20 protein-coding genes are annotated in these 20,408 nt (G+C 50.8%); 17 read left to right on the forward strand and 3 right to left on the reverse strand.

Annotation, left to right across the window (positions count from 1 at the left end; translation table 11 throughout):
* Positions 1 to 103 precede the first annotated feature (103 nt).
* The 7 genes from EH198_RS10345 (at position 104) to EH198_RS10375 (ending at position 7,351) form a co-directional block, all read left to right on the forward strand.
* Positions 104 to 1,162: a sulfate ABC transporter substrate-binding protein gene (locus EH198_RS10345; protein WP_124695449.1), complete on the forward strand. Its 1,059-nt coding sequence runs from the start codon at positions 104 to 106 to the stop codon at positions 1,160 to 1,162.
* Positions 1,163 to 1,364: 202 nt separating this feature from the next.
* Entirely contained in the window at positions 1,365 to 2,150 is a 786-nt protein-coding gene (locus EH198_RS10350; RefSeq protein WP_124695450.1) for an MBL fold metallo-hydrolase, read from the forward strand.
* Positions 2,151 to 2,578: 428 nt separating this feature from the next.
* A complete protein-coding gene (locus EH198_RS10355; RefSeq protein ID WP_185702836.1) occupies positions 2,579 to 3,904 on the forward strand; it encodes an ABC transporter substrate-binding protein in 1,326 nt (441 codons plus the stop codon).
* A 64-nt stretch (positions 3,905 to 3,968) separates the two neighbouring features.
* A complete protein-coding gene (locus EH198_RS10360; protein ID WP_124695452.1) occupies positions 3,969 to 4,847 on the forward strand; it encodes a carbohydrate ABC transporter permease in 879 nt (292 codons plus the stop codon).
* A gap of 8 nt (positions 4,848 to 4,855) precedes the next feature.
* A complete protein-coding gene (locus EH198_RS10365) occupies positions 4,856 to 5,740 on the forward strand; it encodes a carbohydrate ABC transporter permease (RefSeq protein WP_246014183.1) in 885 nt (294 codons plus the stop codon).
* A gap of 37 nt (positions 5,741 to 5,777) precedes the next feature.
* Complete coding sequence (locus EH198_RS10370) at positions 5,778 to 6,722, forward strand: nucleoside hydrolase (RefSeq protein WP_379310622.1); 945 nt, start codon at positions 5,778 to 5,780, stop codon at positions 6,720 to 6,722.
* 44 nt (positions 6,723 to 6,766) lie between these two features.
* Positions 6,767 to 7,351 carry a GNAT family N-acetyltransferase gene (locus tag EH198_RS10375; protein WP_124695454.1) on the forward strand — a complete coding sequence of 195 codons (585 nt, stop codon included), beginning with the start codon at positions 6,767 to 6,769 and terminating at the stop codon, positions 7,349 to 7,351.
* A 309-nt stretch (positions 7,352 to 7,660) separates the two neighbouring features.
* On the opposite strand, the gene EH198_RS10380 is transcribed toward EH198_RS10375, so the two are convergent.
* Both EH198_RS10380 and EH198_RS10385 read right to left on the reverse strand, forming a co-directional pair.
* Complete coding sequence (locus tag EH198_RS10380; RefSeq protein WP_124695455.1) at positions 7,661 to 8,428, reverse strand: SDR family NAD(P)-dependent oxidoreductase; 768 nt, start codon at positions 8,426 to 8,428, stop codon at positions 7,661 to 7,663.
* 18 nt (positions 8,429 to 8,446) lie between these two features.
* The gene (locus tag EH198_RS10385) at positions 8,447 to 8,902 is read right to left on the reverse strand and encodes an S-ribosylhomocysteine lyase (protein ID WP_124695456.1); all 456 of its coding nucleotides are present in this window, start codon (positions 8,900 to 8,902) and stop codon (positions 8,447 to 8,449) included.
* A gap of 265 nt (positions 8,903 to 9,167) precedes the next feature.
* Here EH198_RS10385 and EH198_RS10390 point away from each other — a divergent pair, with 265 nt between their 5' ends.
* The 6 genes from EH198_RS10390 (at position 9,168) to EH198_RS10415 (ending at position 14,976) form a co-directional block, all read left to right on the forward strand.
* Positions 9,168 to 10,028 (forward strand): MetQ/NlpA family ABC transporter substrate-binding protein, encoded by an 861-nt coding sequence (locus EH198_RS10390; RefSeq protein ID WP_124695457.1) that lies wholly within the window; start codon positions 9,168 to 9,170, stop codon positions 10,026 to 10,028.
* Positions 10,029 to 10,049: 21 nt separating this feature from the next.
* Positions 10,050 to 11,264: an aminotransferase class I/II-fold pyridoxal phosphate-dependent enzyme gene (locus tag EH198_RS10395; protein ID WP_124695458.1), complete on the forward strand. Its 1,215-nt coding sequence runs from the start codon at positions 10,050 to 10,052 to the stop codon at positions 11,262 to 11,264.
* Complete coding sequence (locus EH198_RS10400; RefSeq protein WP_124695459.1) at positions 11,261 to 12,355, forward strand: methionine ABC transporter ATP-binding protein; 1,095 nt, start codon at positions 11,261 to 11,263, stop codon at positions 12,353 to 12,355. Before EH198_RS10395 ends, EH198_RS10400 begins: the two co-directional genes overlap by 4 nt.
* Positions 12,352 to 13,008, forward strand: a complete 657-nt coding sequence (locus tag EH198_RS10405) for a methionine ABC transporter permease (protein ID WP_124695460.1) — start codon at positions 12,352 to 12,354, stop codon at positions 13,006 to 13,008. Before EH198_RS10400 ends, EH198_RS10405 begins: the two co-directional genes overlap by 4 nt.
* 80 nt (positions 13,009 to 13,088) lie before the next feature.
* Entirely contained in the window at positions 13,089 to 14,198 is a 1,110-nt protein-coding gene (locus tag EH198_RS10410) for an iron-containing alcohol dehydrogenase family protein (protein ID WP_246014197.1), read from the forward strand.
* A gap of 55 nt (positions 14,199 to 14,253) precedes the next feature.
* Positions 14,254 to 14,976 carry a 5'-methylthioadenosine/adenosylhomocysteine nucleosidase gene (locus EH198_RS10415; RefSeq protein WP_124695462.1) on the forward strand — a complete coding sequence of 241 codons (723 nt, stop codon included), beginning with the start codon at positions 14,254 to 14,256 and terminating at the stop codon, positions 14,974 to 14,976.
* Positions 14,977 to 15,373: 397 nt separating this feature from the next.
* On the opposite strand, the gene EH198_RS10420 is transcribed toward EH198_RS10415, so the two are convergent.
* Positions 15,374 to 15,949 (reverse strand): TetR/AcrR family transcriptional regulator, encoded by a 576-nt coding sequence (locus EH198_RS10420; RefSeq protein WP_124695463.1) that lies wholly within the window; start codon positions 15,947 to 15,949, stop codon positions 15,374 to 15,376.
* Between the two features lie 177 nt (positions 15,950 to 16,126).
* Here EH198_RS10420 and EH198_RS10425 point away from each other — a divergent pair, with 177 nt between their 5' ends.
* From EH198_RS10425 to EH198_RS10440, 4 genes are all read left to right on the forward strand, one after another.
* On the forward strand, positions 16,127 to 16,867 hold the full coding sequence (locus EH198_RS10425; protein ID WP_124695464.1) for an SDR family oxidoreductase: 741 nt from the start codon (positions 16,127 to 16,129) through the stop codon (positions 16,865 to 16,867).
* Positions 16,868 to 17,375: 508 nt separating this feature from the next.
* A complete protein-coding gene (locus tag EH198_RS10430) occupies positions 17,376 to 17,669 on the forward strand; it encodes an aminotransferase class I/II-fold pyridoxal phosphate-dependent enzyme (protein WP_281278002.1) in 294 nt (97 codons plus the stop codon).
* Positions 17,670 to 18,070: 401 nt separating this feature from the next.
* Complete coding sequence (locus tag EH198_RS10435) at positions 18,071 to 18,739, forward strand: Type 1 glutamine amidotransferase-like domain-containing protein (RefSeq protein ID WP_124695466.1); 669 nt, start codon at positions 18,071 to 18,073, stop codon at positions 18,737 to 18,739.
* A gap of 714 nt (positions 18,740 to 19,453) precedes the next feature.
* Positions 19,454 to 20,296, forward strand: a complete 843-nt coding sequence (locus EH198_RS10440) for a tyrosine-type recombinase/integrase (protein ID WP_124695467.1) — start codon at positions 19,454 to 19,456, stop codon at positions 20,294 to 20,296.
* Positions 20,297 to 20,408 lie beyond the last annotated feature (112 nt).

Here is a 20,408-nt window from a genome sequence, read left to right on the forward strand (position 1 = left end):
TTTTAGATGAGTATGGGGGCCCCGCAAAGTAATCGGAACAGGCATCGGAGCTTGGACTTCACTTTGCGGGGATTTTTTACTTGGGAAGGAATGAGGCTTGGGAATGAAGCTTTTCAGAAGGAGCAGACAACTGCACGGATGGCTGGCCGTATTGCTGCTGGCGCTGACACTCACCGCCTGCGGGACGGAACAGAAAGGCACGGCGGCTAATGCAGCGGCAAAAGGCGATGTAACCTTGGTTATTGGCGCGTACAGCGTGGCTAAGGATGCGATGGCGGATATTTTGCCGCTGTTTGCGGAGAAGTGGAAGGCTGAAACCGGACAAACGATAACGTTTCAGCAGTCGTACGAGGCTTCGGGGACTCAGGCCCGCGCGATTGCCGGCGGGTTCGAGGCCGATGTGACGCTTCTGGCGATGGAGGGCGATGTGGGCAAGCTCGTCAACGCGGGGCTTGTGGACCCCTCATGGAAGGAACGGAGCGAGAACGGCATGGTGACGCGTTCGATCGTCGTGATGGGCACGCGCGAAGGCAACCCGAAGGGGATTAAGGATTTTACCGATTTGACGAAGCCCGGTGTTAAGGTTCTGTACCCCAATCCGAAGACCTCGGGCGGCGCCCAGTGGGATATCAACGCGATCTATGGCGCTGGACTGAAGCGGTCGGAGGAGAAGGAAGGGCATAAGGAACCGGAGGCGGCCAAAGCCTTCCTGGCTAACGTCCACGCCAATGTGGAGTCGCTGGACAAGAGCGGACGCGCATCGATGGCTGCGTTCGAGTATGGTGTCGGAGATGTGATCGTAACCTATGAGAATGAACTGCTGGCGCGGATTGCCCAGGGCGTGAAATATGAGGTGGTCATTCCCAAGGATACGATTCTGATCGAGAATCCGGCGGCGGTGGTCGATAAATACGTCGATAAGCATGGCACCCGGAAGGCGGCCGAGGCCTTCGTCGATTTCCTGGTGACGCCTCAGGTACAGGAGATTTTCGCCGAGCATGGTTTCCGGCCTGTTGACCGGCAGGTGTACGAGGCAAATAAGAGCCGTTTCCCTGTCCCCTCGGGGTTATTCGATATCGGCTATTTGGGTGGATGGGACAAGGTACGCAGCACGCTGTACTCGAAACGGGGCATATGGTATCAGGTGCTTGCGGGAATTTAACATTTGTTCAAGAGGCAGACAATCCTTAAAGGGCGGTCTGCTTTTTTAATGCTCCGCAAAAACTGTGCATAAGCTGTGCGCTTAGCGCTTCTTCTTTTACCCGGAGAATAAACTTCTGTCACATTAGGCAGACAGCGCTTTCCTATTTTATAATAGTAGACAGACTGAACTTTCCGAGCGAGATTAGAAGGGGGAGTAGAGAATGGATACATTGATGTTCCTGGGTACGGGCGACGCCATGGGTACGCCGAGGGTCTACTGCGATTGTCCGGTATGCGAAGAAGCGAGAACAAGCGGAACGAACGCGCGGCTGCGGTCCTCCGTACTGGTCGAGAGCGGGGACGATTTCTTCGTGATCGACTGTGGGCCGGACTGGCGGCGGCAGATGGAGAACCTTGGCATCCGCGTTATGCGCAGACTGCTGGTAACCCACGCCCACTTTGACCATATCGGCGGCCTGCCGGAATGGGCGGATGCCTGCCGCTGGGTAGGGATCAAGGGTGAACTGTATGCGCCGGCGGAGGTCATTCCGGTCATTTTGCGGCAGTATCCCTGGCTAGGAAGCCATATCGAGCTGATGCCTCTTGATGAAGGGATAATGCTGGACGGATGGCAAATCGCCGCCTGGAGGGTAAACCACGGCAAGAACGGCTACTCTTACGCTTTTCGGCTGGAAAAGGAAGGCTACGCTTGGGTATACTGCCCGGATTCGATCTCCCTGGGAGACGAGGAGACCCGGTTAATGCGGGAAGCCGATCTGCTCGTCCTGGGCACAAGCTTTTATAATGAGGAAGCCGAACTGTCGACCCGTTCCGTCTATGATATGACCGAGGCGGCGGAGCTTCTTGAGGACATACAGCCGCGTCGGGCCGTTTATACGCATATGTCGCATGATGTGGATCTGCGGAAGACTTATGACCTGCCTGGGAATGTGGAGCTGGGGTATGCCGGGAAGACAGTGCCGCTTGGGCACCGTAACGAAGAATGAAATTGGCGCTGGAGTTCCGCCGATTTGGGGTAAGATAGGATGACCGACTTCCATCGGATAATGGACAGGCATTACGTTTTGCATTCGTAAGACGAAACAAAAGTTTAACAAGAGCCGTCACATTTGTGTGACGGTTTTTATGCGTTTTTTCGAGTAATTATCCATATACCACCAAGGATTCTAGTTAAATCATTTACATTGTTAATTACGCAAAATTTAAATAATAGCCTTTTGACAGACTGTCTAGTGTTCCTGGAATTGAAACAATGCTAAGGTGTGATTAATTCTGACAAGCCTAATAATGTGCGTCATTTTAACTGACATGACGGAAGTGAGGGGTCAGCATATTTATACAAAGAGAGGGGGACATGTCGGATACGGTCGCAATCGTCGTTGCTTGCTGAACTATGAATATAAGGAGGCATTTAATGAAGATCAAATGGGCGAAAACAATCGGGACAGGCATGCTAGTGGCTGCGATGGTCGCAGTTTTATCGGCTTGCGGACAGTCTAAAAGTACGGACAACGCCTCCGGCCAATCGGGCCAAGCGGAGAAAGAGCCGACTGTACTTTCCTTTATGACGACGTGGTCGGAGACAGATCCTTTTACAGGCGTTTATTATAAAAATGCAATGGCTTTCCAGGAAGCCAATCCGGATATTAAGCTGGACATTGAAACGATACCTTATAATGATTACCCGGTAAAATTAAGTACGACCGCGGCTGCGGGCAAATTGCCGGATTTGATTCTAATGATCGACGGAAGCGCTACGTTCCAGCAGATCGCCCGCTCGGGCGCGTTGATGCCGATTGACGATATGATGGGCCACTGGAAGGAAGACTTCCTGCCGTCCTCCAAGATTCAGGAATACAACGTGGACGGCAAGCAGTATGGCATTCCGGGCGAGATTTCCTATACGACAGTCATCTATTACAACAAAAAAATACTTAGAGACGCGGGCTATACCGAGTTTCCGAAGACCTATGAAGCATTTAAAGCGATGGTCAAAGATTTGAAGTCGAAAAAGATTACACCGATTTCCTATGGCAATAAAGTAGGCACCGTCGTGCAGGCGTCGCTTCTGTCTCCTGTGAACGAAAGAATTTCGGGCTCCGGTCTGTATGAGGAGATCAAGTCGGGCAAACAGAAGTTTACTGACCCGGAATTTATGTCCGCTCTGAAGGAAGTCAAGGAACTTTCCGATCTGGGGGCGTTCAATGTCGACCTTAACAGTATCGACAATGTGCAGGCGACCAATCTGTTCCTCTCCGGCAATTCCGCCATGTATGTAGACGGCAGCTGGGGCGCCAAGCAAATTTCCAAAGACAAATCCCCGGACTTTGAACTGGGCTTCGCCATGTTCCCCGAGTTTGAGGGTGGCAAGGGCAGCTTGTCCACGACGATCGGCTCGACGAATCAGGGGGTTTCCCTGAGCGCGAAGCTGGATGACGCCAAGAAGGCGGCAGCCGAGAAGTTCCTGCAGTTCATGTACAGCAAAGAATCCTACCAGAATATTATGCGGGACGGCAACATGGTGCCAGCCAATGTAGAAGCGCCTGCCGATGTTAATCCGTTGTTCAAAGAGATGATTAATGAATTCGCCGGTGTAAAAGAGGTGATTCCGCCATTTAACATTGTGATGCCCGCTAACGTGACAACTGTGGCCAAAAACGGGCTTCAGGGACTGACTACGCCAGGCGGAAGCGCTCCGGAAGCGGTAGCGGAGGAACTGCAGAAGGAACTGGGCCAATAATGTTCTTCTGGCGGAGAGCAGGCTTTGGAGCTCTCCGCCTTCACTTCTATCGGAGGTAGTGCACATGCAGATTTTTCTTCGCCGTAAATGGATTATAGCCGCCGGACTCCTTCCGGCCGTGCTGATCTATACCATGTTCTCGATCTATCCGATTCTCAGCTCCGTCTATTACTCGTTGTTCAAGTGGGACGGTTTCTCCCCAAAACAGTGGCATGGGCTTCAGAATTACGTCAATTTGATCGGCGACGGCGTGTTTTGGCAGTCCATCCGGAATAATCTTTATTTCGTGCTCTTCTCCGTACTTGGAGAAATCCCGCTTGGCTTGTATCTCGCTATCATGCTGAACGGAAAGCTATTCAGAAGAAACGGCATTTTCCGAACGGTCTTCTTCATGCCTGTCGTCATATCCACGATCGTTGTCTCCCTGATCTGGAATATGTTTTACAACTATCAATTTGGCCTCGTCAATACGGCGCTTCGGGCTTTCGGTCTGGAGCATTGGGCGCAGAACTGGCTTGGCAATCCCAAGCTGGCGATCTTTGTACTGTGTATTGTCGTGGTCTGGCAGTATACCGGGCTGTATATGGTGATCTTTCTGGCCGCGCTGCAAAATGTGCCGTCGGAGGTGCTGGAAGCGGCGGAGCTGGATGGCGCCGTCGGTCTAAAACGGACGTGGAATATTGTGGTGCCGATTATCGCAGATACCATTTTTGCTTCAGTAGTCTTGTGTATCAGCGGTGCGCTCCGCGCATTCGACTTGATCTATATCATGACGAACGGAGGACCGAGCCATTCCACGGAAGTGGGGGCCACCTATATGTTTACGCAGACATTCAACTCGACGAAGTACGGTTACGGAAGCGCGATTTCCACGGCTATCATCATCATCAGCTTCGGCTTGATTATGATAAGCCAGTTCATTATGCGATCTCTGAAGAGGTGAATAATTCCATGATGCAACAACTGCAGACGAAGCGTTCCCTTTCGGCTTATATGGTGCAGCGGCCGCGAACGAAACGTCCCTTTTCGGCTCATATCCACCGCCTTGTCCTCTTGCTGCTGCTCGTTATTAACATTTATCCACTTCTGTGGATGATTCTCAATTCGCTGAAAACCGAGCAGGAGCTGTCCTTGAATCCGTTCGGAGTAGCCCGCAAGCCCATGTGGAGCAACTATATTGAAGCTTGGAAAGTGGCAAAGCTGGGTCCGTATCTTGTCAACAGTATTACGGTTACCCTGGCCTCGGTCGTTCTCACGCTGCTGGTCGGAGCTTTGGCCGCATTCTTTTTAAGCCGGTTTGAGTTCAAAGCGAAAAGCTTCATGCTTGTCTATTTCACCTTCGGCATGCTGATTCCGATCCACGCCACACTCGTTCCTTTGTTCATTGAAATGCGCACTTTGAATCTGATGGATAATCGGCTGACCCTGCTGCTGCCCTATACGGCCTTCAATCTGCCGATTACGATATTTATTCTGGCCGGCTTCATGAATGCCTTTCCGAAAGAAGTGGAAGAGGCCGGAATTGTGGATGGCTGCAGCGTTATGGGTATTTTTGGAAGGTTGATTCTTCCGATGCTGACGCCTGCGCTGGCGACGGCATTCATCATTAATTTCCTGAATAACTGGAATGAATTCTCCTTCGCGCTGGTACTGATCAGCGATAGCGCGCTAAAGACGCTTCCGCTGGGTCTCGCCAATTTTGCTGGTCAGTATAACCGCAGCTACACGCTGCAAATGGCGGGGTTGACTATTGTACTGGTCCCCACGCTTCTCTTCTATCTCTCGGTACAAAAATATCTGACCGCCGGTATGACCGCGGGAGCGGTTAAAGGATAGCATCGTCCGGTTCCCGGCCAGGCTTGGAGTGAAAAAAATAATGAAACGAAAGATAATTATCGATTGCGATCCCGGTCATGACGACGCGATTGCCATCCTGGTTGCCGCTGCTCATCCCGGCCTCGATCTTATGGCCATTACCACGGTAGCCGGGAACGCGGAACTGGAACAGACAACCCTCAATGCGCTAAAAGTATGCGAAATCGCCGGCATTGGCGAAGTGCCGGTCGCTCCGGGCGCCGGGCGTCCCCTGGTGAGAAACCGGGAGGCGGCGCCGGCCATCCACGGCAGCTCCGGCATGGACGGGCCCGTACTGCCCGAACCTTCTCTTAGAGCGGCCGAGGAGCATGCCGCCGATCTGATGATCCGCAAGCTTATGGAGTCCGAGGGCGATATTACTTTGGTTCCGGTAGGCCCGCTGACTAATATTGCCCTGGCGATCCGCCGGGAGCCCCGCATTGTGCCGAAAATTCAGGAAATCGTCCTGATGGGAGGCGGAACGTTCGGCAATTGGACGCCGGCTGCGGAATTTAATATATGGGCCGATGCGGAGGCCGCGCAGATCGTATTCGAAAGCGGAGCTCCGGTAACGATGATCGGACTGGACGCCACCCACCAGGCGCTGGCAACTCCCGAGATTAATGAGCGGATATGGGCACTCGGCAACCGCGTGAGCGACTTTGTCGGAGAGCTGCTTCTGTACTTCGGCCGGACGTACAAGCAGTTTTTCAATTTTGACCATCCGCCCGTACATGATGTATGCAGCGTGGTGTACTGTATCGATCCGGTGATCTTTGACTGCAGGTTCTTGAACGTCGCAGTCGAGACCAAAGGCGAATTAAGCTACGGTATGACCTTGGTGGACATTCACGGCGTCACGGGCCGTCCGCCCAATATGACAGCTGCGCTCGGCCTCGATCATGGGAAGCTGTGGGACGTCATTATCGGCACGTTGAGCCGGTATGGAGAAGGGGAGGGTTAACGAGTGATATAATGGCATTACTTTGGAATTCTGGAGGGACTGCCATGACTCATTCTGTTGATCCTATTATGCTTTCCATTCCCGAAAGGTTAGAGACCGATCGGCTGCTGATCCGCGCTCCCCTATGGGGTGACGGGGCCGTGATAAACGAGGCGATCCTGGAAAGTCTGGAGGAGCTGCGGCCGTGGATGCCTTTTGCCCGAACAGCCCCCACACAGGAGGAATCCGAAAAGCATATACGGCTGGCCAGGCTGGAGTTTCTGAAGCACTCGGAGCTGCACATGAATATTTTCAATAAACTCACGGGAGAATTTATCGGGTGCAGCGGCTTGCACCGGATCGACTGGGATATCCGCAGCTTTGAGATCGGCTACTGGATCAGAACCTCCTGTTCAGGGAAGGGGTATATCACGGAGGCGGTGAACGGAATTACCGATTTCGCAATCCGCGAGCTTGAGGCGAACCGGATCGAGATTCGTTGCAATGCGAAGAACGTCAAAAGCGCGGCGGTTGCGGAGCGTGCGGGCTTTAAACTGGAAGGCATTTTCCGAAACAACCGGCGAGCGGAAAGCGGAGAGTTAGGCGACACTAAAGTGTATGCCAAAGTGAGGGGCATCGAATACGAATAGGTTCATGCCAGACAACCGGAGCCTGCTGCCGTTCTCCGGATCGTGAAATACCGGAAACGCAGCAGTAGAGCGAAAGGTGAATGGTCGGAACGGGCGCCGCAAACCGATGTCATCAGCTGAAAAAAAAGAGCGAACAGACCGCATGCCGCGGAAGATTCGCTCCTTTTTTTGCGTTCAAATATAAGACTTTATAAGCCGGGCGCTTATCATTTTGACTTATATTTCTACGAGAATCGGTGCCGTCCCTAAAAGGACGCCGAAGCCGTTTCTTCTTGCATTACGTACTACCCGTACCGCATCACGCTTCGCCTAATTCATGGTCATGCCGCCTGTCACATTGATCGCCTGTCCGGTCATGTATGACGCAAGGTGGCTGGCCAGGAAAAGCACGACATTCGCAACATCCTCCGGCTGCGCCGTCCGGCCCAGCGGCACCTGCGAACAGTCCTCGGCCAGAATGTCCTCCGGCGTCATGCCGCGCAGCTGCGCCCCTTCGACGCGTTCGCGCCGCTTCATGTCCGTTTCGACTATGCCCGGACAGACCGCGTTCACCAGGATTTGCTTGCGGGCAAGCTCCAGGGCCATAACCTTCGTAAATCCGAGCACGGCATGCTTGGAGGCGACGTAGCTTCCCATACAGCGATATCCGTTCTTGCCGGCCTGCGAGGCGATATTGATGATCCGTCCGCCGCCGCCCTGCCGCAGCATTTGCGCTGCGCCTGCCTTGGAGACGAGAAAGACGCCCTTGGCGTTGACGTCCATCACCTTGTCCCAGTCGCTTTCCTTGATATCCACCGCATAATCCATCGTTGATATTCCGCTGTTGTTCACCACGAAATCGATTCTTCCGAATGTCCTTACGGCAAAGTCGATCAGTTTATCGGCGTCTTCCTCCCGGGTAACATCGCAGCGGATAACCGCCAGCCGTTCCCCCCGCCGCTCCTCACCTTCACAGGCGATATCTCCGATAACGACATTGGCTCCGGCTACCAGAAACAGATCCGCGATACCTTTGCCGATTCCGGACAGACCTCCGGTTATGACCAGCGTCCTGCCGGTCAAATTGATCGTCAGCATACTTTTTCCGCTCCTTGCTTAACGCGTGAAGGGATCGTCGCTGATGCCCGCCTCAAGTACGAGCTTCGCATATTCCTTCGCTCCGAAGAGGGAATGGTCCTTGTAGTTGCCGCATTCCAGCGCGCTGACCGCCGGTACGATCTCCGTCTCCAGAACCTTGCGCAGAACTTTGGTCAGCGCCGCCGCGACTGCAGCCGGCTCATGCTCGTCCCAGATGATCAAATAGAAGCCGGTGCGGCATCCCATGGGCGAAATATCGATAATTCCGGGCAGCTCATCGCGAAGATAGGTTGCCAGGAGATGCTCCAGCGTATGAAGGGCCGCAGTCGGCAGCGCGTCGGTATTCGGCTGCAGCAGTCTCAAATCATATTTTTGCAGGACGGCGCCTGTTCCGTTTCGTTCTGTTCCGGCAACGCGTACATAAGGAGCTTTAACTTTCGTATGATCCAATTGAAAACTTTCGACTTTAGCCATAGGTCTCTTCCTTTCACATGTTGATTCTATGATTCTATGAGTCGTACTCTTATTTCAAAGTAACATACTCGGAATTTAATGTAAACCAGCAATTCATACTTATTCGATAGAATTAATAAACACAGCTAAAACCGCAGTTTCTGACGTATTGACAGTAATAAAGATGCATACTATGATATAAAAAAATTAAAATCCGATTAATTTAATGGGAAAAGTTATAAAATCGGACAATCTATCAAAGTAGATATTTAAGGGGGAAACTGGAATGAAAAAAAGAAAGATTCAATGGATGTCGCCGTTATTCGTAATTATGGCTGTTGCACTTCTAATATCGGGCTGCGGTGAAAGCTCCAATGCCGCTTCGTCAGGAAACGGTTCGGAGCAGGAAGCCAAAACGCTTCGCATCAGCTTTAATCCGGGGCCTTACAGCGATCAATTCAAGAACGGCGTTGCGCCTTACCTTGAGAAAAAGGGCTACAAGATCACCTATAAGGAGTTCACGGACGGCATTCAACCGAATGTGGCCGTAGCGAACGGGGAGATTGACGCCAATGTGTTTCAACATTCCCTTTACCTTGAATCGATCAACAAAAGAGAAGGCATCAGCCTGATTGGCGCAGTTCAGGTTCCGACGCCTCCGATGGGCCTGTATTCCAAGAAGCACAAGAGTCTGGATGAAATCACCGACGGCGCCCAGGTCAATCTGCCGAACGAACCGGTCAACATGCTGCGGGCGTTGACGATTCTGAAAGAAGTAGGCTGGATTACGCTGAAGGATAATATTGATCCGCTGCAAACCTCGCTTAACGACGTAACTTACAATCCGCATAACATTGAATTTGTGGCGACGGAGCCCGCGCAGGGTCCCCAGGCGCTTCAGGATGTGGATTTTGCCGCCATTCAGGGCAACTTCGCCATAGCGAATAACATCAAACTCACTACGGCGCTGAAGCTTGAAAATATGACGGACCCGTTCACCAACATCGTCGCTGTGGACGGCAAAAATAAAGACAAGCCGTTCGTGAAGGATATCATCGAGGGATATCATTCACAGGAATTCAAGGACTACATCAAATCCAATCCGGCTTATGAAGGCTACAAATTGCCGGCCTATTTCAACGAATAAAGATTAGGAGGAGGTGTCATCATGGCGAATTTTAAACCTTCGGCAGTCATCGGCCGGCTTCCCGAGCACTATTTCAGGGCACTCAAGGAAAAAGTGGCCGACTATCGCAGCAGAGGAATAGATATTATCGATCTGTCCAGCGGCAATCCGGATCAGCCGACCCCGGAGCATATTGTCCGCAGCTTGAAGGAAGCGGCCGACAGGCCGGAGAACCATGGATACCCTCCTTTTTACGGGAAAAAGAGTACCCTTGAAGCCATCGCCGCCTTTTACAAGCGTGAGTATGACGTTGATCTGGACCCGGAAACGGAAATCGCCGTATTTCACGGGTCGAGCACTGGAATTATGGGGATTGCACAAACATTGCTCGGAACCGGCGATGTTCTGCTGACGGCCAACCCGGCCTATCCTCCTTATTATGCGGCCGCCGCGCTGGCCGGGGCGGAGGTGCACGTGATTCCGGTATACGAGAAGGACGGATTTCTTCCGGATTACCGCACGGTTCCCGAAGAAATCGTTCGCCGCGTCAAACTTCTGCTGCTCAATTACCCGAACAATCCTACCGGAGCAGTAGCGACGCGGGCATTCTTTGAGCAGTCCATCGCCTTGGCTGCCGAGCATCATTTTCCGGTGGTGAACGATTTTGCATACGGCGCGTTCGGTTTCGACGGGCATAAGCCGATTAGTCTTCTGCAGATCCCCGGGGGCAAGGAGTACGGCGTGGAGATCAATACGCTATCCAAGACCTACAATATGGCGGGATGGCGGTTCGGGTTCGCCGTCGGTAACGCTTCGGTCATCGCCGCTCTTAAGTTGTATCACACCCATGCGTACAGCACGATATTCGGAGCAGTGCAGGATGCGGCAGCAGCCGCTCTGCTTGGGCCTCAGGGCAATGTGAAGCAGCTGGTCGATTGCTATGAACGCAGGCGCGATTCTTTAGTATCGAAGCTGCGCAGCATTGGATGGGACGTTTCCGCTCCTAAAGGAACCTTTTTCGCCTGGTTTAAAGTGCCGGAAGGCTATCGTTCGCGGGAATTTGCCGAGAAACTGCTGGAAGAGGCCCATGTGGCGGTCGCTCCGGGCGAGGGATTCGGCTCGCAGGGCGATTCCTATGTGCGGATCGGACTGGTCAATAGCGAGGAACAGCTTCTGGAAGCCGCCGAGCGGATCGCCAAGACGGGAATCTTCCACAGGTCTGCCGTTCAGTCAAGCGAAGGGAGCCGACGAGGATGATCGAATTACAGGACATTCACAAAACGTTTAAACGCAAAGGACAGACGATCGAAGCGCTGAAAGGCGTAAACTTACGGGTGAATAAAGGCGATATTTTCGGAGTCATCGGGTACAGCGGCGCCGGCAAAAGTACACTGATCCGGATGGTAAATTATCTGGAGCGGCCGACGAAAGGCCGGGTCTTCGTGGAAGGTGAACCGCTGGATCAATTCTCCCCGGCGCAGCTCCGCAAGGCCAAGAAGAAGATCGGCATGATCTTTCAGCATTTCAACCTGCTGGAATCGAAGACAGTATACGACAACATCGCCATACCGCTCGTGCTGCTGAAGCAGGACAAGAATCGTATCCGGGAGCGCGTGACCGAGCTGCTGCGGTTTATCGGACTAAGCGACAAAGCGGACAGTTATCCGAGAGAGCTGTCGGGAGGCCAGAAGCAGCGGGTGGGCATAGCCAGAGCGCTGGCGAGCAATCCTTCGATTCTTCTGTGCGACGAAGCCACCTCGGCGCTTGATCCGCAGACGACCAAATCCATTTTGGATCTGCTGAAAAAGATCAACGAACAGTACCATATCACCATTCTCATCATCACGCATGAAATGGCCGTCATTCAGCAAATTTGCAACAAGGTGGCCGTTATGGAAAAAGGCGAGATCATCGAGCAGGGCGAGGTGCTGGAAGTCTTCGGCAATCCGCAGCATCCCACTACGGAGAGCTTCGTGCGGACCGTTATCCAAACCTCCGTTCCGGAAAGTGTACTGCGTACGCTGAGTCCCGAAGGAGCGGGGCGGCTGTTCAAGCTGAAATTCGTAGGCGGAAACGCCTCGGAGCCGATTATCGACAGCCTGATCCGAAAATATAACGTCAGCGTCAATATCCTGTTTGCCAATATGAGCGAAATCCAGAATACCACGCTTGGAACCTTGATCTTACAGATAGAGGGCGAGGATAAGGATATTTTCCGGGCAGTGGAATTTCTCGGAACACGGGGCGTGGAAATTCAGGAGCTTCGGGAGTTTCAGAGCTTTTCGGAAGCCGGGGATGTCGAAGAGGGTGTAAAGCAGAGAAAGATTAAGGAGGTGAAAGCCGTATGAATACGATTATCACCGCCGATCAGCTGTTTCAGGCGCTGCGCGAAACGGTGGTCATGGTGGGCGTATCGCTTTTTTTCGGGGCATTGCTTGGCATACCGATCGGCATTGTGCTAGTTATTACCCGGCCCGGAGGCATTTTGCAAAACAGATTCGTATACGGGGTGCTGGGTCCGGTGATCAATGTGGTCCGGTCGCTGCCGTTCATTATTTTGCTGGTCGCCATCATTCCGTTCACCCGGATGCTCGTTCATACATCCATAGGAACCAGTGCGGCCATCGTTCCGCTGGTTGTCTATGTGGCGCCGTATATCGGCCGGCTGGTCGAGAACTCCCTGCTGGAGGTCAGTCCCGGCATTATGGAGGCCGCCGAAGCGATGGGAGCGACGACGTTTCAGGTGATCTGGCATTTTCTGCTCCCCGAGGCGTTCGGTTCCCTGATCCTGACGATGACCACCGCGACCATCGGACTCATCGGCGCTACTGCGATGGCCGGAACGGTCGGCGGGGGAGGCATCGGCGATCTTGCCATATCCTACGGCTACCAGCGATTTGATACTTTCGTCATTCTAGTTACGGTTGCTATTCTTATCGTGTTTGTTCAGGGTATACAATCCGCTGGTAACCGGCTTGCCCGCAAGGCGCGCCGGGATTAGCGGCAGGCGAACAGCAAAATCTTGAACGGTGAACTTGAACGGTGGAAAACGAAGGAGGAATGAGAAGAGTGGAAGATACAATGATCGTTCGCGCGGCTCCGCAGGAATATATTTGCGGGCAGGGCTGCTGGAACTTACTTGAGCATCATCTGGAGCGCAGGGGGATTTCCTCCGCACTCGTCGTGCGCGGCGGGCGTTCATGGGAAGCGGCGAAAGGCTATTTTCCCGATTTCAAGCGGCTTGAGCTTCAGTTTTATCGTTACGGAGGAGAGTGCACCTACGCCGAGCGGGACGTGATCGCCTCGGAGGTGACCAGGCTCGGACTTCAGGCTATTATCGCCGTTGGCGGAGGCAAGGTCAGCGATTCGGCGAAGGCAGCGGCGGCTCTGCTGCGGATTCCCGTTATCATTCTGCCCACCTTGGCGGCAACCTGCTCGGCCTGGTCTTCCCTCAGCGTCATGTATGACGAGGCTGGAACGATGGTGGGCTTCGAAGTGTTTCCGGGCAGCAATGCGCTGGTTCTGCTGGACCCGCGGGTGATTCTGGATTCGCCTCCAGAGCTGCTGGTGGCCGGCATCGGGGATACGCTGGCCAAATGGTATGAAGCCGACGCCATCATCTCCCATTTGTCTTCACCGTCCGAGGAAATCGCGTTGGCTCATTATGCCGCGCGCCGATGCCGCGACAATCTGATGGCCCACAGCGCCGAAGCGCTAGCCGCGCAGGAGTCAGGAGAGTTGAAGGACGCATTCGTAAGGGTCGTGGAGACGAATATTTTGACCGCGGGCCTTGTGGGCGGTTTCGGCGAGGACTACGGCCGTACCGCGGGCGCGCATTCCATTCACGATGCCCTGACGATTCTGCCGGAAACTCACCGGCTGCTGCATGGGAGCAAGGTAGCTTACGGAGTGCTTGTCCAGCTCGTTCTTGAAGGAAAACTGGAGGAGATCGGCCGTCTTCTTCCGTTCTATGAAGAGATTGGGCTGCCCGCCACCCTGAAGGACATGGGACTGAGCGGTCTGACCCGTGAGGGGCGGCTCAGCGTCGCTGCCCGCGCGGTCGAACCAAGCGCATCCATCCATCGGATGGAGGGAACGTTCGACGCGGTGAAAGTGGCGGATGCGATGGAAGAGCTGGAGAGTCTTGTTTCGGCGCTTCGCGCACGCGAAACCGCGGCTGCCTGCCGCTAAGGGAAGACATGCCGGGGGAAGCGAAATCGCTGCCCCGGGCTGAAGGAGAGAAACGATGAGCATAGCGATCATTGGCGCAATGGAAGAAGAGGTTGAAGTCTTGCGAAGCCGGCTGGAAAATGTCCGGAAAACGGAAACGGCTGGAGGCATCTACTACAGCGGAACTTTGGAAGGGCGGGACATTGTGCTGCTGCAAAGCGGCATCGGCAAAGTCAACGCGGCGCTGACGACGGCGCTTCTGATCGAGAGGTACCGGCCGGAGCTGATTATCAACACCGGCGCTGCCGGCGGGATTGGAAGCGCCCTGCGGATTGGCGATGTCGTCGTCGGGACGGAACTGGCCTACAGCGACGTTGACGCGACGGCTTTTCGACAATACGAATACGGGCAAGTGCCGCGCATGCCTTCCCGTTATCCCGTGCCGGAGGAATTTCTGGCGCTTGCTCGGCAGCTGGCCGCCGCCCGGAAGCCGGACGGGAGAGTTTTGACGGGCCTGATCACGACCGCCGATTCTTTTATCGGCAGTAAAGAGGCAGTCGACTTCATCCGCGAACGGTTTCCGGAATCGCTGGCGACGGATATGGAAGGTGCCGCGATCGCTCAAACCGCGTACCGTTTCGGTGTACCGTTTCTGGCGGTGCGCGCCATTTCCGACCTCGCCGGCAGCGAGGCGGAAGGGCTGTTCACTTCCCATCTTGATCTGGCGGCTGCGAACGCCGCCGAGTTTGTTCTGGACTGGCTGAATCTTTATCGTCCGGCGCTTCAAGCCGAAATTTAAGATTCAGCAGCGAGCACTAAATACAGGCAAAGGGAGCGCAGGACCCGTACGGCTTTGGGTTCGCGCTCCCTTTGTCTTTTTTTTAAGGCTCATTTCGAAAATATAGTTGCTAAACATTCCTTCACCGCGTTTTTCTCTTACAATGAATACGAACGTCAGTTTGTATTCAGGAGGGTGCTAACAGTGGATTGGGCAAAGGTATATGAACTAGTAGTCCTCCCTGTATATAACACAAAGCGATAATTTTTATGAAATTACGTGAAGTATTAGGACAATGATTAAAGGCTGCCGAAGCTAGCGGTAGTGGACCACTTCATAACCGTGGCCTAGAATTGCCGAACCCCATAAGGTACAGTTTGCGTAAAAGCGAAAGGATATAGTTCTGGAGACATCAATGCTACTTCGGGTAAACTTGATTCTTTTCAAATAAATTCCTAACCTGATCGGCCATAAATTGTGTGGAATGCGGCATTTGATGACGTATCCACCACTCCACAATGCCAATAAAAGCAGAGGCCATGAATTGGGCTTTTAACTCATTGTCGATAACGGGCTTATTTTCAGGACTTTCCATTTTATCCATAAGATTGACTGAGATAAAATTCAGCAATCGGTCCCGGAATATAAAGGCTCTTTGATTGGAAAACATAGCAGAGAAAAACGGGAAATTGTCACGCAAATAATCAAAAACCGGTTTGGGCTCATGTACCATTTCTTGGCTAACCGGATTGGCCTCCCGTTTCTTGCACAACGAGATCAATTCGTTGATGTGATCTTCAATGCATTTGTCCAAAAGGTCGTATTTGTCACTGTAATGCAGATAAACGGTGCCGCGGTTAACATTGGCACGCTCCGCTATCTCGTTAATAGTGATTTGTTCAAAATCTTTTTCCGAGAAAAACTCCAGAAACGACTTCGTTATGGACTGCTTGGTTCGGAGAATGCGTCGGTCGGTTTTAATAGCATTTTCCATTCCTTTCGTTACCTCCTTCAGCTAATCAACAATTCTGAGGGTGTTGTTGTATATAAAACAAATACATATCCATTAACCATTGAGTAATCGGGGCTTCTGTCTATAATATTAATCAACGGCCGTTAAATATTCAACACACATCTCAAAGAAAAATTTTGGGTAAAGGAGCATTTAACAATGGAAAATATACGAGATAAAGTGGTGATTATAACGGGAGCCTCTAGCGGAATAGGAGAAGCTACAGCGAAGTTGTTGGCACAAAATGGCGCAAAGGTGGTATTGGCAGCCAGAAGAGAGGAACGTCTGCATGCGATTGCTAATGAAATTAAACAGGGTGGCGGCGAGGCCGTTTCTGTAAAAGCAGACGTCGTTTCTGCCGAAGATATGCAGAATTTGGCCAAGTTTACCTTAAGTGTGTATGGCCAAATTGATGTATTGGTGAACAATGCAGGGGTCATGCCGAGTTCCAGGCTGAATGAACTAAGAGTAGAAGAGTGGGATCAAATGATCGATGTGAACATCAAAGGGGTTTTATACGGTATTGCAGCGGTATTGCCTACCATGCGGGAACAGCAGTCCGGTCATATCATCAACCTATCCTCTACTTCCGGTTATCATGTGTCCCCGACATCTACCGTATACGCGGCCACAAAGTTTGCAGTTAGAGCCATTTCGGAAGGACTGCGCTTGGAAGAGTCTTCGACTTCGCGTATTAGATCTACCGTGATTGCTCCAGGTCTGACGAAGACCGAACTTTTTGACAGCATTACCAGCCCGGAAGTGCAGACGATAGCCAATCAACTAAGCGGCAAAGGGATTTCTCCTTACAGTATTGCTAGAGCCATCGCGATTGCCATTAATGAACCTGATGACACCCTAATCAGCGAAATTATGGTTAGGCCGACCGCGTTGTCTTGAACATTTCCAAACAAGATGATCGGGAATTATCCTTATGGCTGCGGCAATGCCGGAGAAACTTTCAATCGTTTGTTGCGACTTTTGAAGGGTAAGCTATCGGCACAGGATTACCTATCATGAAGATAGAAGTATGGTCCGACTATGTTAAACGACTAGCAATTTAATGCCAAGGGTGAATGATAATGTTCATCCTTTTTTTATTATTCTAAGGAATCTTCATGATGTAAGCCCTAAGTTTAGAAACTGTCGGGAAATGTACCCAAGTTCTTGTCATTTATGTATCCAAGTTCTTGACACCCGAAAATCCGTTATTGTCGGGTGACAAGAACATATATCGTTTCCCGATTAAGGACAAGAACACGTATCGCTTCCCGCAGTTGAGAAGTGGCAGATGAGTTTTTATATCGAGGGATGTTAAATGAAAAAAACTTAAGCGGAAGGGAACTTGATTTCGAAACAGTGGTTAATATGCTTTCATGCAGGATTCCACTATGCCCTATCTGTTACATTGTTTTTTCAACTAACGGAGACGTTCTCCCATTATATCGGCAGGATCACCGCAACCAGGAACCGAATGACGGAAAATCTCCGGGATGCAGGATTCCATGTCATTGATTCGAGTGCGAACTTTCTAATGATGTCCCCTCCGGTCATCCGGGCGAAGATGCTGTATGAGGCTTTGCGGGAGAGAAATATTTTCGTTCGCTTTATTCCCAAACCCCGGATTGACAATTACCTGCGTGTGACGATCGGGACAGATGAGGAAATGGATATTTTTTATGACTGCTTCTGGACATCGTGAAGATAACGCCATAATCTCCCTTAAAAAAGGTTCCAAGCCCGGACCCGATGTAGAAAGAAAATAAAGTATTAGGCTCATGCCGCTAACTCGGCACTATCAGATGATGAAATAAAGTTATTTCAGGATAGACTGAGAAAATAAAGCCATTAACGAGGAACGATAGTTTAATGGATAAGGGCTGCCGCGTAACAGCTCTTCGCTCAACTAACGGGCAGGTTAACGTGGAAGCATATTTCACATACTTAAATTCCATGTTATGGTAATCTAGAGTTGGATTTATGAAAAGTGTACAAGGGAGTGTAAGCGAAATGGCTAAGAACCGTTCATCTTTCTAGCGTGTATAATATGTTTTCTCGTTAAGAATGGATGAATGTAAATAGTACATATGGAGGGAATTAAGTTTGAAAACTCACTACTATCTCAGTTGGTTTAATGATTTTTTTCCAGAGAAGCTGGTCAAATGGTTGCATGAGGATATAAAAGACAGAAAATCGCTTGTTATGATTAGCGCTCAACCGTCCGGTAATAAAGGTGAGCAAATTAACATTGATGATGTTTCTGAAGCGACATGGTTAACTCAGGCTAACATTATTTTTGATGAATATCATTTCATTGATTACCGCATGCAGAAGGAAGATGCCCAGCGATTAATTCACAACGCTTCTGTCATTTTTTTATGCGGTGGAGATCCTGTTTTGCAGAACGATTTTTTGGCGGAATATGAATTATCGGATGTTATTAAGAACAGCAAAGCCGTTATAATGGGTGCCAGCGCCGGTGCGTTAAACATGGCTGCAAAATGGTTATGCTTGAAAAACACTGGCTATGAAGTTGAAACAAGTACTATTTATAATGGTATTGGATTTGATCATTTTGCCTATGAATCTCATTCTAAACGCGACTACGCCACGTTTGTTCAAGGCTACCTGTTTCCCTTGTCTGAAGAGATTGATGTTTATGCGGCAGAACAGGAGAGCGCTATGCGTGTAAAGGACGGTAAGATAGACTTAATGGGTCCTGTATATTTAATTTCCCGCTCAAAGATTCAGAAATTGGTTGAGACGCTCTAATTAGGCTTACAGCGAATCATCTCAGGTTTCCTCTCTATGATTGGAATACTGTTTATAAACAGGTGCAATCTTAATATCCCCAGGACTTATTGTTGGGCAGAAATGATGTATTTTTTAGACCACCTTCAATGGCGGTCTTTCTATGCTCAGCGGATGCTAGCTGCTCATTTTATTGAACTCCCTCGAAATGATTCAGTTTCCTCACTCAGACTCATGAATTCGCAGGATTTCACCCTTAGCTAAGTGTCAGATAAGAAGGGAACAGAGGAGGCGGTAGTTTGAGGCAGTGTAAAGGGCATGCAGGAACAGAGGTGAGAGATGATTCACCTAATTTGTTCCATATCCTGCACGTCTCCAGTCGCCCCTGGCGATTCTCACTCCCATGTCTCAACGGGTCTAAGCCCTTTCATTCCTTCGTCACATCTAACTAAGGGGTGGAGGTCGGTTTTTCTAACGGAACGGGTCCGAGCCCTTTTGCTCAACGTATCCCGATACTCCGTGCTTCTTGTAAATCCTGCGAGATATGGGAAATGGACCCTTATCATAGATATTACACAGGGATTCCAATTAGCGAAGCGTACGAGCCCAAGTGGATTAAACTTCTCCGTAGGTTATTAACCTAACGAAAGAACGCTAGTTTAATACATTATGCAGATTAAAATCTCTCCTTAGAAGCAAACTAGATTTAATAGCTTCTAAAGGGAGGTTTTGTTTATGAAGTTAAGTGAGTTGTGGAGGTTGTATGAAGCTGACAAACGTATTCAAGGGTTCAGTCCAAAAACATTAAAAGCATACTCGCTTCAGCACAAAATGTTGATGTCGGAGCTAGGCGACCTGGCTATAACGGAAGTAACGTTAACAATGCTGAAGGAATATTTAGCAAGACAATCAAACCGGTTGAAGCCAAGCAGCCTAGGCCATCGTATTCGGTTTGTTCGTTCTCTTTTCCGTTACGCTTATGAAGAGACGTATTTGACTACGAATCCATCTTTAAAATTAAGAGAACCTAAACTAGATAAGCGTATTCCTAAGTTCTTAATTGAGGAAGATGTTATACACTTGAAGATCTCATGCCAGTCACTCAGGGAAAGAGCTCTGCTTGAGTTTCTCTACTGTACCGGCTGCCGGGTTGGCGAGGTGGAGAAGGTAAACATCGAGGATCTGAACTGGGAGAACTGCTCAGCGATCGTTAATGGCAAGGGATCAAAGCAGAGAGAAGTTTACTTCACGACAGAGTGCAAAGTATGGTTAAAGAAGTATCTGGCCAGCCGTGAGGACTCCTGTAAAGCCTTATTTGTAACCGATACCCATCCAACAAAACGAATGGCCATACCTACGATTAGATGGGCATTAAAACGGCTGGCAGATCGGGGAGAAATTGAAGCGAATGTCTACCCACATCGATTTCGGCATACCTATGCGTGCCAACTACTTGATAACGGTGCCCCTCTGGATTTCATCCAAGGAATGCTCGGTCATGAGAAGGCATCGACCACTCAAATCTACGCACAGCTACGCGGCGAGCGCCGGAGAGAACTTTATAGACGATTTTTTTAGTGCTTATTGGCGGCGGATACCATCTTTAATCCGCCGCTGTTCAACTAAAGGGCAGGTTAGTTGAAAGTCAATCGCGCTGAACCATACCACAAGTAACGGCGAACTATATTGC

The organism is Paenibacillus rhizophilus (genome assembly GCF_003854965.1).
In the GTDB taxonomy this organism is placed as follows: domain Bacteria; phylum Bacillota; class Bacilli; order Paenibacillales; family Paenibacillaceae; genus Paenibacillus_AQ; species Paenibacillus_AQ rhizophilus.

Excerpts from the sequence above, each read along its gene's own strand:
- EH198_RS10415 (WP_124695462.1), top strand. The coding sequence starts at position 14,254 with ATGAGCATAGCGATCATTGGCGCAATGGAAGAAGAGGTTGAAGTCTTG.
- EH198_RS10390 (WP_124695457.1), top strand. The coding sequence starts at position 9,168 with ATGAAAAAAAGAAAGATTCAATGGATGTCGCCGTTATTCGTAATTATG.
- EH198_RS10395 (WP_124695458.1), top strand. The coding sequence starts at position 10,050 with ATGGCGAATTTTAAACCTTCGGCAGTCATCGGCCGGCTTCCCGAGCAC.
- EH198_RS10345 (WP_124695449.1), top strand. The coding sequence starts at position 104 with ATGAAGCTTTTCAGAAGGAGCAGACAACTGCACGGATGGCTGGCCGTA.
- EH198_RS10410 (WP_246014197.1), top strand. The coding sequence starts at position 13,089 with ATGATCGTTCGCGCGGCTCCGCAGGAATATATTTGCGGGCAGGGCTGC.
- EH198_RS10385 (WP_124695456.1), bottom strand. The coding sequence starts at position 8,902 with ATGGCTAAAGTCGAAAGTTTTCAATTGGATCATACGAAAGTTAAAGCT.
- EH198_RS10375 (WP_124695454.1), top strand. The coding sequence starts at position 6,767 with ATGACTCATTCTGTTGATCCTATTATGCTTTCCATTCCCGAAAGGTTA.
- EH198_RS10355 (WP_185702836.1), top strand. The coding sequence starts at position 2,579 with ATGAAGATCAAATGGGCGAAAACAATCGGGACAGGCATGCTAGTGGCT.
- EH198_RS10405 (WP_124695460.1), top strand. The coding sequence starts at position 12,352 with ATGAATACGATTATCACCGCCGATCAGCTGTTTCAGGCGCTGCGCGAA.
- EH198_RS10350 (WP_124695450.1), top strand. The coding sequence starts at position 1,365 with ATGGATACATTGATGTTCCTGGGTACGGGCGACGCCATGGGTACGCCG.
- EH198_RS10440 (WP_124695467.1), top strand. The coding sequence starts at position 19,454 with ATGAAGTTAAGTGAGTTGTGGAGGTTGTATGAAGCTGACAAACGTATT.
- EH198_RS10400 (WP_124695459.1), top strand. The coding sequence starts at position 11,261 with ATGATCGAATTACAGGACATTCACAAAACGTTTAAACGCAAAGGACAG.
- EH198_RS10365 (WP_246014183.1), top strand. The coding sequence starts at position 4,856 with ATGATGCAACAACTGCAGACGAAGCGTTCCCTTTCGGCTTATATGGTG.
- EH198_RS10425 (WP_124695464.1), top strand. The coding sequence starts at position 16,127 with ATGGAAAATATACGAGATAAAGTGGTGATTATAACGGGAGCCTCTAGC.
- EH198_RS10360 (WP_124695452.1), top strand. The coding sequence starts at position 3,969 with ATGCAGATTTTTCTTCGCCGTAAATGGATTATAGCCGCCGGACTCCTT.
- EH198_RS10380 (WP_124695455.1), bottom strand. The coding sequence starts at position 8,428 with ATGCTGACGATCAATTTGACCGGCAGGACGCTGGTCATAACCGGAGGT.
- EH198_RS10420 (WP_124695463.1), bottom strand. The coding sequence starts at position 15,949 with ATGGAAAATGCTATTAAAACCGACCGACGCATTCTCCGAACCAAGCAG.